Source organism: Promicromonospora sp. NPDC052451 (assembly GCF_044547525.1).
Taxonomy (GTDB): Bacteria; Actinomycetota; Actinomycetes; order Actinomycetales; family Cellulomonadaceae; genus Promicromonospora.
Map to the genome: position 1 here is coordinate 58254 of NZ_JBIUAP010000020.1, position 13826 is coordinate 72079.

The following is a 13826-nucleotide window of genomic DNA, read 5'->3' on the forward strand; positions in this document are numbered from 1 at the left end:
TCGTCGCGCTCGTGCTGTCCGAGGCAGGCAACCGGCGGGTGCCCGCCCGTGTTCCCGCCCGGCGCCGCTACGTGGTCCGCGGGGCCCCGGCCGCCCACGCCTCGGACACCGGTGCCATGAGGTCCGGGTCGGACGGCTCGGCCGGCGGCGGCCCGTCGGGCGCGGGCCCGGGCACGGTGAGCGTCGCGATCGCGGTCGTGACCGGGATGGCCAGCACGAGGCCGATCGAGCCGACCAGGGTGCGCACCACCTCCTCGGCGATCTCGCCCGAGCTCAGCGCGGTGGCGGGTGACTGGTCCACCAGCCAGACCATCATGAGCAGCGGCAGCGCGGCGCCCACGTAGGCGAACGCGATCGTGTAGACGGTCGAGGCGATGTGGTCGCGCCCGATCCGCATGGCGCTGGCGAACAGCTCGGCCCGCGACGCGCCGGGCGCGACGGCCCGCAGCTCCCACACGGCGGAGGCCTGCGTGATGGTGACGTCGTTGAGCACGCCCATCCCGGCCAGCACGATGCCGCACAGCGCGATGCCGCGCAGGTCCGCGGCCGGCGCACTGGACGGCAGGAACGAGGACGCCTCGTCGGTGGTGCCCGTGATCTGCGCGGCGCCGGCCGCCCACGCCGCGATCCCCGCGGTCAGCGCGAGGCCCACCAGCGTGCCGAGCAGCGCGGTCGAGGTGCGCGCCGACAGCCCGTGGGCCAGGTACAGGGTGACGAACATGACCAGCGACGAGGTCACCAGCGCCACGCCGAACGCGTTCTGCCCGGCCAGCAGCGCGGGCATCGTGAAGCCCAGCAGCACCACGAACGCGAGCCCGAGGCCCGCCATCGCGGCGAGCCCGCGCCAGCGGGCGACGAGCAGCACCACCAGCGCGTAGGCGATCGCGAGCAGCGCGATCGGCAGCTCCCGCTGGAAGTCGAGGAACACCAGGGGGTCGACGCCGGGCTGGGCCACCCCGGAGATGTCGACGGCGGTGATCCGGTCGCCCTCGGCGAGCGGAACGGACGGGCCTGGCGACTGGAGGTGCGAGTCCGAGCCGTCCGCCAGCTCCACGGGGATGCTCCCGGTGACCGGGTCCGCCGGACCGGACACCGTCACGTCCACGAACGAGGTGCCCTCGGCCCTGGCCGGCACGCGGTCGGGCACGTCGGCCGCGTCGGGCCAGAGCAGCCACAGGCCCGCCAGCGTCGCGAGCAGGGCCGAGACCAGGATCATGACCAGGAAGAACGTGGTCCGGGGCGTGGCAGGACCGGGCGTACCGTGCGAGGGAGCGTGCGCCATGCGGACATCCTGACCCAGGTCCGCGCCGGGGGCGCGGCGAGCCGCCGGGCGCCGTGCCTGGCGTCACGCCCCGGGACCGTCGGCGAACGTCACCTCCACCAGACGGCACCGGCGCACCCAGTCCTCCAGGTCCACGGGCTGGTCCAGATGGCCCGGGTTGGCGGGCTGGTTGAGGTCGGCGACGATGTGGGCCAGCACCCTGCGGCGCTCCGCGTCCTCGGTGACCGGCCGGGCCGTGGCGGGCAGGTCCGCCCGCACGCCGTGCTTGAGGTGGAACGTGAGTGCCGGTTCGGCGACCAGGTTCACGTACCAGCTCGGCCGGTCGACCGTGCCGCTGCACAGGTAGGTGCGCCCGGCCACGTGGTAGAAGAAGATCTCGATCCGCCGGGGCAGGCCGGTACGCCGCCCGGTGGTCGTGACGTCGACGATCCGCTGCCGGGTCGTGGCCGCGGGCGTGATCTCGATGGCGCGCCGCACCGCCTCGTCCATCAGGCCGCCTCCTCGCCGGGCGCGGGCGCGTACTTCAGGGCCGGGCCGAGCAGCAGGCCGCCGTCGACCACGAACTCCGAGCCGGTGGCGTACGCCGCGTCGTCCGACGCCACGAACAGCGTCAGCCGCGTGACGTCGCCGGGCTCGCCCACGCGCGGCACGGCGAACGGCTCGGGCGTGTAGGCGTCGGCGATCGGCGCCGCCCCGGGCGCGGCGGGCTCCGTGATGAACGCCGTGGCCACGGCGCCGGGGTGCACGGAGTTGACCCGGATGCCGTCACGGCCGAGCTCCAGGGCCGCGGTACGGGTCAGGCCGCGCAGCGCCCACTTGCTCGCCGTGTAGGCGGCGAAGTACGGCGTGGCGGTGTTGCCCATCGTCGAGGCGATGTTCACGACGGCGCCTCCGCCGCCCCGCCGCATCGACGGGGTCACGGCGCGGATGCCGAGGTACTGCCCCGTCAGGTTGACCTCCAGCAGGCGCCGCCAGTCGGCCGGCTCCGTGTGCTCGACCGTGGCGGCGGCCTGTGCCACGCCGGCGTTGTTGACGAGCACCGACACCGGGCCGAAGCGCTCCTCGGCGGCCGCCACGGCCGCCGCCCACTGCTCCTCGTCGCGCACGTCCAGCGTGACCGACAGGGCCCGCTCCCCCAGCTCCGCGGCCAGCCGCGCGCCCCGCTCGGGGTTCCGGTCGCCGATGACGACGGCGGCCCCCTCCCCGTGGAAGGCGCGCACGTGGCTCACGCCCATGCCGCCACCCGCACCGGTGACCAGCACCGTCCTGTTCTCGAACCGCCGCACGGCACGTCCTCTCGTCAAGTTCCGAGTCGTTCGACTCGCAACTCGCTCGACGCTACGCCGGCGGGTGGTTGTGAGTCAAGTGACTCACCTCGCCGCTTCGGGCATGATGGGTGCATGGCGACAGGGACGGGCGCGTACCACCAGCAGCTCGCGGAGCAGAAGCACGCCGCGATCATCGACGCCGCGACCCGCCTGTTCATGGCCCACGGCTACGCGGGGACGTCGCTGGCGCGGGTGGCGCAGGACGCGGACGTGTCCCGGGCCACCCTGTTCAAGCAGTTCCCCACCAAGGCCAGCCTGTTCGAGGCGGTCGTGACCCGGCAGTGGAGCGCGGCGGATCAGGACCGCGCCGCACCCGGGACCGGCGACCTCGCCCACGGCCTGCGCGTGTACGGCCTGCGGTACGCCGCACTCATGTCGCGGCCCGAGATGGTGGGCCTCTACCGCATGGTGATCGCGGAGATGCCGCGCTTCCCGCAGATCGCGGACACCCAGTTCGAGACCGGCAAGATGCCGTTCTTCCGCCAGGTGCAGGACTACCTCCGGGCCGAGCACGACGCGGGCACCGCCCGCGTGGACGACACGCTCCTGGCCGCGGCGAACTTCCTGGGCATGATCGGCAACTACGTGTTCTGGCCGCGTCTCATGGTGACCGGCTGGAACCCGACCCGGGCCCAGGTCGAGCACGCGGTCGAGGAGGCGGTGACGACGACGGCCGCCCGCTACGGCGTCCCCTCAGCGGGTCGCTAGACGCTCAGCGCCGCAGGAGCACCTCGTGCAGCGCGGCCGCCGCGCCGTCCTCCTCGACCGTGCCCACCACCCGGTCGGCCGCAGCCCGCACGGTCTCGGGCGCCTGCCCCATGGCGATGGACGTGCCCGCCCACGCGAGCATCTCCAGGTCGTTCTCGCCGTCGCCGACCGCGAAGGTCCGGCCCGGGGCCACCCCGAGCGCCTCGCGCACCTGCTCCAGCGCGGTGGCCTTGCTCACGTCCGGCGCCGTGACGTCCACCCAGTCGACCCGGACGGGATGGGCCGTGACCCCGGCCGCCCGCAGCGCGGGCACCAGCCGCTGCGCCCACTGCCCGTGCACGACCAGCCGGGGCGTGGGCCGCGCCCACAACCCTGCGGGGTCGTCGACGACCTCCTCGTACCCGGCCAGCTGCCGGGCCGGGAACCGGTCGGTGACCCGGTACCCGGTGCCCACCACCTCGGCGGCGATCCGCAGGTCCGGGCGGGTCCGGGCCACCAGCCGGCACACGGCCTCCGCGTCCAGCGTCACGACCTCCGCCACGGTGAAGCCGTCCGGGTGCAGCCGGGCCCGGACCGCGCCGTTCGCCGCGACCACCCACCCGTCGCGGACGCCGAGCTGCCGGGCCACCTGCACCGCCCCGACCAGCGAGCGGCCCGTCGCGACCACCACGTGGTGGCCCGCCGCCCGCACCGCGGCGACCGCGTCGAGCACGGCCGCCCGGGGCGGCCGGCCGGGTCTGGCCAGCGTCCCGGTGACGTCGCAGGCGACAAGCGCGGGCATGGAGCCCGGCTCGCGGGACAGTGCTGCAGTGGCCCCGGAGGCGGTCGCGGTCACGATATTCCCCTGGTGATAGGCGATATGCCCTATCTTTACCGATACTGGGACGTTTTGGAACGTGCGTCCCAGGGCGCGGACCGGTGGCTACAGGTTGAACCCGCCCGACACCTCGATGTCCTGCGCGGTGACCCAGCGCGCGGCGTCGGACAGCAGGAACGCGATGACGGCACCGACGTCGTCCGGCTCGCCCAGACGGCCCAGCGCGGTGCGCTCCACGAGCGGCGGGATCACCTCGGGGTACTTCTCGAACGCGTCCCCGCCGAGCCGGGTGCGTGTCGGCCCGGGCGACACGGAGTTCACCCGGATGCCGCGACCGCTGAGCTCCTTGGCGAGGTACCGGCTCAGGACCACCACGGCACCCTTCATCGACCCGTAGGCCGAGTACCCCTCCGAGAGCCCCGCCGTGCCCGCGGAGCTGCTCGCGGTGTTCACGATCGCGCCGCCGTCGGCGATCAGCGGCAGCAGGGTCTGCGTCAGCAGGTAGGGCCCCTTGAACAGCACGCGGTAGGTGCGGTCGAGCAGCTCCTCGGACAGCTGCGCGAACGGGGTGCCGCCGCCGAATCCGGCGTTGTTCACGAGGCCCGTGACCTGCCGCTCGCCCCAGGTGGCGGCCACGGCCTCCACGACGGCGGCGCGGAACGCGCCGAACGTCGCACTGTCCCCCACGTCCAGCGGGAGCGCCACGGCGGTACCGCCGACCTCCTCGACGAGCCGCACGGTCTCCCGGGCGCCCTCTGCGTTCGAGTTGTAGGTGACGACGACGCCCGCACCGCCCTGCGCGGCACGGACCGCGGTCGCCCGCCCGATGCCCGAGCTGGCCCCGACGACGATGGTGATCTGCATGTGCTGCCCTCTCACGAGTTGTCCGATGCTGCCGGCCGAGGCCGGCTCCGAGCCCGCGGGGCGTCGCCCCGGCTCGTCCACCAGTCAAGGCGATCCCGGGGCCCGACGGCGACGGCGTTCCTCGCGCATCCTTGCCTGATCCTGCTCGAATCCCGGCTGCCCTCGGCTGCCCTCGCCCGGCCCTCGACTGGCTAGGATCCCGGTGTGCTCCATCCCGCGACCCCGGACGACCTCGACGACCTCGCCGCCTTCCTGCGCGCCGCCGACCTCACCGTCGCGGCCCTCGCCGAGCCGGCCGTGCGGCTCTGGCTCGACCGCGACGACGCCGGGGCGGTGCGCGCCAGCACGGGCTTCGAGCTGGGCACGGACGGCGAGCACGCACTGGTCCGCAGCGTCGCCGTCCGCCCCGACCTGCGCGGCACCGGCAGCGGGCTGCGCCTGGCCCGCTTCGCCCTGGACCGGGCCGCAGACGCCGGCGCCCGCCAGGCCTGGTTGTTCTCCCGCCGCTCGGGCGGCTTCTGGCAGCGGCTCGGCTTCGAGCGCACCACCACGGACGCCCTCGCGGCCGCCCTGCCCGACGCCCACCAGGTGCTCCTGTTCCGCAGCACGGGACAGCTCGACCGCGAGACCGCGTGGCACCGCCCGCTGCCCGTGCGTGCTAGGTTCGCCGCATGAGGTCTCCCGAAGCGTCCAGGTCAGGGCTGCCGGTACTCCGGTAGCCCGAGACGCCCCAGCAGAGACCGGCGAGGCCAGCCCTCGCCGCACCGCTCCTTCTTCCCGAGCGGACTCGCGCGCGCCCGAAGGGCCCGTAGTGCCGACCAGGCCTACCCGTTTCCTCATCCTTCGGAGTCTTCGTGCCATCACTGCTGTACGTGCTCGCTGTCGCGGTCTTCGCGCAGGGCACCTCGGAGTTCGTCCTCGCCGGGCTGGTCCCCGGCATCAGCGCCGACCTCGGCGTCCCCGTCGCCCAGGCCGGATACCTCACCTCGGGGTTCGCCGTCGGCATGGTCGTCGGCGCCCCGCTCACGGCCGCCGTCGGGCGCCGCCTGCCGCCCCGGTGGACCCTGACCGCCTGCCTGCTCGTCTTCGTCGGCGCCCACGTCGCGGGCGCCCTGACCGAGAGCTTCGGCGTGCTGCTCGCCACCCGGTGCGTCGCCGCCGTGGCCAACGCCGGGTTCCTCGCCGTGGCGCTGTCGACCGTGCCCCGCGTCGTCCCGGCCGAGCGGCAGGCCAGGGCCCTGTCGGTGATCCTCGGCGGCACGACGCTCGCCCTGGTCGCCGGCGTCCCCGCGGGCGCGCTGCTCGGCGAGGTGTGGGGCTGGCGCTCGGCGCTGTGGGCCATCGCGGGGGTGTCGGCGGCGGCCCTGGTACCCGTCGCCGCCCGGACGCCGGGCCGGAGCGACCGCACGCCGCACGCCCGACCGGACCTGCGGGCCGAGCTCCGTGCGCTGCGCTCCCCCGGCCTGCTGCGGGTCCTCGCGCTCGGCGTGCTGGTCAACGGCGCGACCTTCTGCGCCTTCACCTACCTCGCGGTGGTCGTCACGGACGGCGCCGGACTCGCCTCCGCGCTGGTGCCCGCCGTGCTCGCCCTCTTCGGCCTCGGCGCCTTCGCCGGGATCGGGGTGGCCGGCCGGTTCGCCGGCACGCACGGCAGGCTGCTGCTCGGCGTGGCCGGACCCGCCCTGCTCGCGGGGTGGGTCACGTGGACGGCGCTCGCCGCGTCCCCGGTCGCGGCGTGGGTGCTCGCGCCGGTCCAGGGGGCGCTGTCCTTCGCCGTCGGCGGCACACTGATCGCCCGCGGCATGGCGGCGGCCCACGACGCCCCCACGATGGGCGGCGCGTACTCGACGGTCGCACTGAACCTCGGGGCGCTCGCCGGCCCCGTGCTGGGCGGCACCGCCATCGCACCGCTGGGCCTCGTGGGACCCCTGGCGGTCAGCGCGGCGCTGGCCGCCTGTGCGGTCGCGCTCGGCTCGGCGAGGCTCGGTTCCGCAACGCCCAGGGCCGCAGCCCAGTCCTCCGCCACCCCCACCCCTGGCACCCCGGGACCCGCCACGCTGAACCCGACCAGGAACCGCAACCACCCCCACCCCTGACCACCACGCCCTCGCGGATCGAGACCATGCGTCTGCTGCCAGGATTCACCCCGTCCTGGCAGCAGACGCATGGTCAGTCCGCTCTACAGCGAGGTCCACCGCCTGGCCACCTCGCCCAGCCGGTCCACGACCGCCGCGCGGGCCGGGTCGGGCGGCGCGTCCCGCGCCACGGCCAGGTACAGCGTGTTCAGCGGCGCCGCCTGGGGTTCGTGCAGCAGCACCACGCGTCCCGCCTCCAGGGCCGGCGCGGCCAGGTAGCGCGGCAGTACCGAGGCCCCCGCCCCGGCGGCCACCGCGGCGAGCACGGCCCGCAGGTCGGGCACGACGAGCGACGTCGCGTTCGGTGGCCGGCGACCGAACTCGCTGCGCCAGTACCGCCGCACGATCGGAAGGTCCTCCGCGTAGGCGACCAGCGGCAGGTGTGCCAGGGCCGACACCGGGTCCGCGGCGAGCCGCACCTGGTCCACGGTGTGGGCGAGCGACGCCGGCCCGACGAGCAGGAACTCCTCGTCCACCAGCGGCATCGCCCGGACCGCCGCGTCCCGGGGCCGCACCGAGGAGACGACCAGGTCCAGGCGCCCCTCGGCCAGAGCGGCCAGCAGGTCGTCGCCCAGGCCGAGCGTCGCCCGGACCTGGAGCCCGCGGGCGACGAGCGGCGCGAGGGCGGGGAGCACCCGCTCGGACATCAGCTCGGCCGCCCCGCCGATCCGGACGAGACCGCCGATGCCCGGCCCCTGGTCCCCGGTACCGAGCGCGGACCGCAGCCCGTCCACGTGCACACCCACCCGGGCGGCGAGCGCCACGGCCCGCTCGGTGGGCCGGGCACCGCGGCCGGAGCGCACGAAGAGGGGGCCGCCGAGCCGTTCCTCCAGCCGGGCGACCTGGCCGGAGACGGCGGGCTGACTCACGCCCAGCCGCTCGGCCGCCGCCGACAGCGACCCGGTGCGGTAGACCTCCAGGAAGGTGGCCAGCAGGTCGAGTCCCGGCATCCGCACCACCTCCGCCGCTGACGTCCGGCGTACGCCGGACGGGACCGGTCCCGTCTCGACCACAGGCTAGCCGCCGGTCAGCGTTCCGCGAGGGCGGCGAGGACCGCCTCGGCCGTGGCGGCGCTGGACTGCGGGTTCTGGCCGGTCACCAGGTTGCCGTCGCGCACGACGGTGCTCGACCAGGGCGCCCCGGTCCGCACCAGCGCGCCACGCTCGCGCAGGCGCGACTCCACGAGGTAGGGCGCACCGTCGCCGAGGCCGCCCTGCCGCTCCTCCTCGTCGGTGAACGCGGTGAGCTTCCGCCCGGCCCACGCGAAGGTGCCGTCCGGGGTCTGCGCGCTGAGCAGCGCGGCGACGCCGTGGCACAGCGCGGCGACGACCGCGCCGCGCTGGTCCGCGGTGCGCAGCAGGCGCCCGAGGCCGGCGTCGTAGGCCAGGTCGGCCATGGGGGCGTGGCCGCCGGGGACGTAGATCGCGTCGTAGTCGGCGGCGTGCACGTCCGCGAGCACGAGCGGGTGCGCGAGCCGGTCGGCGATGGCGTCGAGGTAGGCGCGGTGCCGGGCGGCGTCGGACGGGCCGACGCCGCCGCGCTCGTCAAGGCTGATCGCGTCGACGGTGGGTCGGACACCGCCGGGCGTGGCGATGTCGACGTGTGCGCCGGCGGCCGTCAGCACGCGGTGCGACGCCGCGACCTCCTCGGCCCAGTAGCCCGTGGGGTGGGCGGTGCCGTCGGCCAGACGCAGGGTGCTCGCGGCGGACAGGACCATCAGGATCTTCGGCATGGGTGGGTGACCTTCTGTGCGGGTGCGCCGGCGGTCGCGCCGGCGTACGGACGAGAACGTCAGCGTCCGCCGCAGCCGGCCCGTCCGGCACATCGCCGCCATCAGGTTCCTGATGGCGGCCGGCTTGCCGGGACCGCCGCCGTGCGCTAGGCGGCCGCGACGCGATGACCAGCACGAACGCCGCCGTCTTGAAGCGTGGACGGTTTTCCGACCACATCCCGGTCATGCTTACGATCCAGGTCAATCATCCAGAGCGGTCGAGAGTCCTGGCTCCACGACACCGCAGCAACCTACCTCCGAGGCGCCCATCTCGGGGCAAGGTGCTAACGCCAGGTCCGATGGAGCTGATACGCATGGCAGTCAAGAACCCGCACTTCCCGAACGCCACCGTCCTGGGCTACCCGCGCATCGGCCGACGCCGCGAGCTCAAGCGCGCGGTCGAGTCCTTCTGGGCCGGCCGCACCACCGCGGACGACCTGGAGGCCACCACGCACGACCTGCGGCTGGCCACCGTGCGGCACCTCGCCGACCTGGGCCTGGGCGCCGACGGCGCCGCCGTCCCCGGCTCGTTCTCCTCCTACGACCAGGTGCTCGACGTCGTCGCCCTGCTGGGCGCGGTCCCCGAGCGGTTCGCGGGGCTCACCACGCCCGAGGGCCGCCTCCCGCTGGACGCCTACTTCACCGTGGCGCGCGGCGCGGGGGACGCGGCGCCGCTCGAGATGACCAAGTGGTTCGACACGAACTACCACTACCTGGTGCCCGAGATCGGCCCGGACACCCCGATCGGGTTCGTCGACGACCGCGTGGTGCGCGAGTTCACCGAGGCGGCGCACCCGGCCGACGGCGGACCCGCGGTCGTCACCCGGCCCGTGCTCGTGGGGCCGGTGACCTTCCTCCTGCTCAGCAAGCCGGCCGACGGCGCCCCCGAGGGCTTCCGCCCGCTGGACCGGCTGGACGACGTCGTGGCCGCCTACGCCGGCGTGCTGCGCGCGCTGGCCGCGGCGGGGGCGCCCTGGGTGCAGCTCGACGAGCCGGCCCTGGTCACGGACCTGCTGGGCGTGCCCTTCGACGAGGTGGCCGACGCCGTGCGCCGCGCCTACGCCCGCCTGGCCACGGACCTCTCCCCCGCGCCGGCGGCGGACGGTGCCGCCGAGCGACCCGCGATCCTGGTCACGGCGCCCTACGGCGACCTGCGTTCCGAGGCGGGCGACGGTCTGGCGCTGCTGGCCGGCACCGACGTCGAGGCCGTCGCGATCGACCTGGTCCGCGGCGCGGTGCCCACGGGCCCGGTGCCCGGGCTGGAGACGAAGACCCTGGTCGCGGGCGTGATCGACGGGCACAACATCTGGCGTGCCGACCTCGGCGCCCGCCTGGCCGTCCTGGAGGGTCTGACGGCGCCGGGCACGGGTCCGGGCGCGGGCGCCCTGGCCGTGGGCACCTCCACGTCGCTGCTGCACGTGCCGCACGACGTCGCGGACGAGCCCCGGCTGGACGCCGGCCTGGCGTCGTGGCTCGCGTTCGCCGACCAGAAGGTCGCCGAGGTCGCGACCCTGGCGACGGCGCTGACCGACGGACGCGCGGCCGTGGCCGACCAGCTCGCCGCCTCCACGGCCGCGGTGCGCACCCGCGCGGCGGCGCCCGGCGTCGTCGTCCCCGCGGTGCGGGAGCGGGCCGCCGCGCTGAGCGCGGCCGACGTCGAGCGCGCACCGTACGCGGAGCGCGCGGAGGCCCAGCAGGCCGCCCTCGGCCTGCCGCCGCTGCCGACCACCACCATCGGCTCGTTCCCGCAGACGGCCGAGATCCGCACCACGCGCGCCGCGTGGGTGCGCGGCGAGCTGTCCGACGCCGACTACACGGCCGCGATGCGCGCCGAGATCGCGAGCACGGTCGCGCTCCAGGAGGAGCTGGGGCTGGACGTGCTGGTGCACGGCGAGCCCGAGCGCAACGACATGGTGCAGTACTTCGCCGAGCAGCTCGACGGCTTCGCGACCACGGTGCACGGCTGGGTGCAGTCCTACGGTTCGCGCTGCGTGCGGCCGCCGATCCTGTGGGGCGACGTGTCCCGGCCCGCGCCGCTGACGGTCGAGTGGACGGCGTACGCGGCCTCGCTCACCGACAAGCCGGTCAAGGGCATGCTCACGGGACCGGTCACGATCCTGGCCTGGTCCTTCGTGCGCGACGACCTGCCGCTGGGCGACACCGCCGACCAGGTCGCGCTCGCCCTGCGCGACGAGGTGACCGACCTGGAGGCGGCGGGCATCGGCGTCGTGCAGGTGGACGAGCCCGCGCTGCGCGAGCTGCTGCCGCTGCGCACGGCCGCACACCCTGCGTATCTCGACTGGTCGGTGCGCTCGTTCCGGCTGGCGACCGCCGGGGCCGCGCCCGCCACGCAGGTGCACACGCACCTGTGCTACTCGGAGTTCGGGCAGGTGATCGGGGCGATCGACGGCCTCGACGCCGACGTCACGTCCGTGGAGGCCGCCCGGTCCCGCATGGAGATCGTGCCGGAGCTGGCCGACGCCGGCTACGCGCGCGGCATCGGCCCGGGCGTGTACGACATCCACAGCCCGCGCGTGCCGTCGGTGCAGGAGGTGACCGACCTGGTGGAGCTCGCCGCCAAGTCGATCGACCCGCGCCTGGTGTGGGTCAACCCGGACTGCGGCCTCAAGACCCGCGCCTGGCCGGAGACGAAGCAGTCCCTCGCGAACCTGGTCACGGCCGCGAACACGGTCCGCGCCACCCTCTGAGGCCCGATGGAGAACCCTGGCGAGACAGGACAGCCGCCACCTTCGTGCTGCTGCCGTTCTGTCTCGCCCGGGGTCTCCACCGCTACCGTTCTGTCTCGGTGACGCGGGGTCAGCCCACGCGCCACTTCTGGGCCGCCGTGCCGTTGCAGGTCCAGATCTGCAGCGGGGTGCCGTCCGCGCTGTTGCTGTTCGGCACGTCCACGCACTTGTTCGCCAGGATCGAGACCAGGTCCCCGGCACCGCTCAGCGTGAACTGCTGGGCCGGGTTGCCGCTGCAGTTGGCGAGCTGGACGGCCGTGCCGTCGGCCGTGTTGCCCCAGGCCACGTCCATGCACAGCCCGCCGGCGCGCAGCGTGCCGTCCGCGTGGAACGTCCACCGCTGCGCCGCCGTGCCGTTGCAGGTCCACAGCTGGAGCCGCTTGCCGTCGGTGAACTCGGAGTTGGGCACGTCGATGCACTTGCCCGCCAGCCCCACCAGCGGCCGGCCCCCGCCACCGCCCGTGGTGGTGAGCTGCAGGCCGTAGTTGCTCAGGATCGGGTTGAGCGGCTGGTAGATGAACCGGCCGTTCGTGGAGCAGTCCCCGATGCGGCCCGAGGTGACGCCCTGTGCCTGGTTGCCCGAGATCACCGAGCCGCCGGAGTCCCCGCCCTCGGCACATGCGGAACCCGTGGCCATGCCCGGGATGTCGCCGTCACCGTAGTTGATGGTGACGTTCTTCTCCTGGATGACGCCGCAGCGCCAGCCCGTCGTCCGGCCGGACCGGCACACCGACGCGCCGATCCCCTGCTCCGCCGAGCCCGCCACGGCGACCGTGCCGCCCGCGTAGTTGTTCACCGCGGCCGTCGGCGTCCAGCCGCTGGTGGTGCCCACCCACGCCCAGTCGTGCCCCGGGAAGGTCGAGCCACGGTAGGTGCCGAGGGCCGTGCCGTCGGGGGCGGTGACGGCGTTGCCGGTCTGCCCGCAGTGCCCCGCGGTCACGAACCCGCCCGACACCGCGAACCCGATCGAGCACAGCGTGACCCAGCCGTCCCCCGTCGGCCGGTGGAACTCGTCGCCGCCCCGGATGTCGCGGGCCGTGCGCGGCGCCACCGTGGACTTCTCGACCCGCACCACCTCGGCCGGCACGCCCGCCTGGTCGATCATCTCCCGCGCGGCCGCGGCGTCGGCCGCCTCGACCACCACCTCGTTGGTCGTGGGGTCGGCGTACCAGGAGTGCACGGAGGTGGGCGCACCCACCTCGTCCAGGGCCTCCTTCCACGCGGTGAGCGCGCCCAGGCCGTGCTCGACGACGACGGCGTCCGCGCCGGCGCGCTCGGCCACCCTCGCCGCCGCCGCGCTCGTGACGGCGACCCGCGGCGCGTCGGCCCCTCGGGGCAGCCAGGTGCCCGCGTAGTCCTCGCCGAGCGTCGCCGCCAGGTGCGCCTCGACGATCGCCGCCTCGGCGTCCAGCGCCAGGCGGGCCGGGATCTCGGCCCTGGTCAGACCCAGGTCGCGCTCCATCGCGCGCACCTGGGCGTCGGGGAGATCGACGACGTCGAGGCCGGCGGGGGCGGGGGCGGGGGCGGTGCTGCGGGTGCTGGTAGTGCTCGCGGTGCCGGCGGTGCTGATGTCGGCGGTGCTGGTGCCGGCGGTGCTGATGTCGGCGGTGGTGGTGCCGGCGGTGGTGGTGCCGGCGGTGCTGGTGCCGGCGGTGCTGATGCTGGCAGTGCTGATGCCGGCAGTGCTGATGCCGGCAGTGCTGGTGCCGGCGCCGGTCGCAGTGGGCGACGCCGCCCCCGCCGTGGACGCGCCGGTGAGTGCCGTGCCGACCACGAGCGCGACGGCCGACAGCGCTATCAGGGACCGGGACGTTCTCAGGGTTCGTGACATGGTGTGCTCCTCGTCAGGCCTGGGGAACCTCGTGTGCCTGGGAGCGTATTGACGCGGCACCGCGGCCAGAACTGCTGGACCACCACCGTGTGGAAAACACCTAAACCTGCGCGTACTACCCCTTATCCCACAGGCGCCCGTCCACACTTTTCACCCGGCCCCCGGGAGCGGGGGGCGCTGGTCCCACGGGCTCGGTCCCTTGCACACCGCCACGAGACGAGTTCGGTCCCTTGCCTCGAGATCGGCCCGATGATGGACCGATCTCGAGGCAAGGGACCGAACTCGCCGAGGCAGGGCAGACAAGAGACCGAACTCATGGCAGCAGGAGACCGAACCCACGACA

11 protein-coding genes, 1 pseudogene and 1 riboswitch are annotated in these 13826 nt (G+C 74.8%); of the genes and pseudogenes, 4 read left to right on the top strand and 8 right to left on the bottom strand.

Annotation, left to right across the window (positions count from 1 at the left end; all coding sequences use genetic code 11):
• Positions 1–67 precede the first annotated feature (67 nt).
• The 3 genes from ACIG47_RS25040 to ACIG47_RS25050 all read right to left on the bottom strand — a co-directional run bounded on the left by ACIG47_RS25040 (position 68) and on the right by ACIG47_RS25050 (position 2586).
• Entirely contained in the window at positions 68–1282 is a 1215-nt protein-coding gene (locus ACIG47_RS25040) for a YibE/F family protein (RefSeq protein ID WP_397433791.1), read from the bottom strand.
• A gap of 63 nt (positions 1283–1345) precedes the next feature.
• Positions 1346–1771, bottom strand: a complete 426-nt coding sequence (locus ACIG47_RS25045; protein ID WP_397433792.1) for a nitroreductase/quinone reductase family protein — start codon at positions 1769–1771, stop codon at positions 1346–1348.
• Positions 1771–2586, bottom strand: a complete 816-nt coding sequence (locus ACIG47_RS25050; RefSeq protein ID WP_397433793.1) for an SDR family NAD(P)-dependent oxidoreductase — start codon at positions 2584–2586, stop codon at positions 1771–1773. Before ACIG47_RS25050 ends, ACIG47_RS25045 begins: the two co-directional genes overlap by 1 nt.
• 96 nt (positions 2587–2682) lie before the next feature.
• On the opposite strand from ACIG47_RS25050, the gene ACIG47_RS25055 reads away from it, so the two are divergent.
• A complete protein-coding gene (locus ACIG47_RS25055) occupies positions 2683–3318 on the top strand; it encodes a TetR/AcrR family transcriptional regulator (protein ID WP_397433794.1) in 636 nt (211 codons plus the stop codon).
• Positions 3319–3322: 4 nt separating this feature from the next.
• Here the strand turns inward: ACIG47_RS25055 and ACIG47_RS25060 are convergent, their stop codons facing one another.
• Both ACIG47_RS25060 and ACIG47_RS25065 read right to left on the bottom strand, forming a co-directional pair.
• Positions 3323–4153: an HAD family hydrolase gene (locus tag ACIG47_RS25060; protein WP_397433795.1), complete on the bottom strand. Its 831-nt coding sequence runs from the start codon at positions 4151–4153 to the stop codon at positions 3323–3325.
• Positions 4154–4240: 87 nt separating this feature from the next.
• Entirely contained in the window at positions 4241–4999 is a 759-nt protein-coding gene (locus ACIG47_RS25065) for an SDR family NAD(P)-dependent oxidoreductase (RefSeq protein WP_397433797.1), read from the bottom strand.
• A gap of 204 nt (positions 5000–5203) precedes the next feature.
• Here ACIG47_RS25065 and ACIG47_RS25070 point away from each other — a divergent pair, with 204 nt between their 5' ends.
• Positions 5204–5674, top strand: a complete 471-nt coding sequence (locus ACIG47_RS25070; RefSeq protein ID WP_397433798.1) for a GNAT family N-acetyltransferase — start codon at positions 5204–5206, stop codon at positions 5672–5674.
• A gap of 179 nt (positions 5675–5853) precedes the next feature.
• Positions 5854–6969: pseudogene (locus tag ACIG47_RS25075) on the top strand (Cmx/CmrA family chloramphenicol efflux MFS transporter); the annotation flags it as partial.
• Positions 6970–7178: 209 nt separating this feature from the next.
• Here ACIG47_RS25075 and ACIG47_RS25080 read toward each other — a convergent pair.
• Together ACIG47_RS25080 and ACIG47_RS25085 are read right to left on the bottom strand one after the other, a co-directional pair.
• Positions 7179–8084, bottom strand: coding sequence for a LysR family transcriptional regulator (locus tag ACIG47_RS25080; RefSeq protein WP_397433799.1), 906 nt, complete (start codon positions 8082–8084; stop codon positions 7179–7181).
• A gap of 77 nt (positions 8085–8161) precedes the next feature.
• The gene (locus ACIG47_RS25085) at positions 8162–8866 is read right to left on the bottom strand and encodes a type 1 glutamine amidotransferase domain-containing protein (protein ID WP_397433800.1); all 705 of its coding nucleotides are present in this window, start codon (positions 8864–8866) and stop codon (positions 8162–8164) included.
• 241 nt (positions 8867–9107) lie between these two features.
• A riboswitch (SAM riboswitch) is annotated at positions 9108–9211 on the top strand.
• Between the two features lie 8 nt (positions 9212–9219).
• Between ACIG47_RS25085 and metE the strand changes: the two genes are divergently transcribed.
• Positions 9220–11613, top strand: a complete 2394-nt coding sequence (gene metE / locus ACIG47_RS25090; protein ID WP_397433801.1) for a 5-methyltetrahydropteroyltriglutamate--homocysteine S-methyltransferase — start codon at positions 9220–9222, stop codon at positions 11611–11613.
• Between the two features lie 109 nt (positions 11614–11722).
• Here the strand turns inward: metE and ACIG47_RS25095 are convergent, their stop codons facing one another.
• The gene (locus tag ACIG47_RS25095) at positions 11723–13483 is read right to left on the bottom strand and encodes a ricin-type beta-trefoil lectin domain protein (protein ID WP_397433802.1); all 1761 of its coding nucleotides are present in this window, start codon (positions 13481–13483) and stop codon (positions 11723–11725) included.
• Positions 13484–13826: the final 343 nt, after the last annotated feature.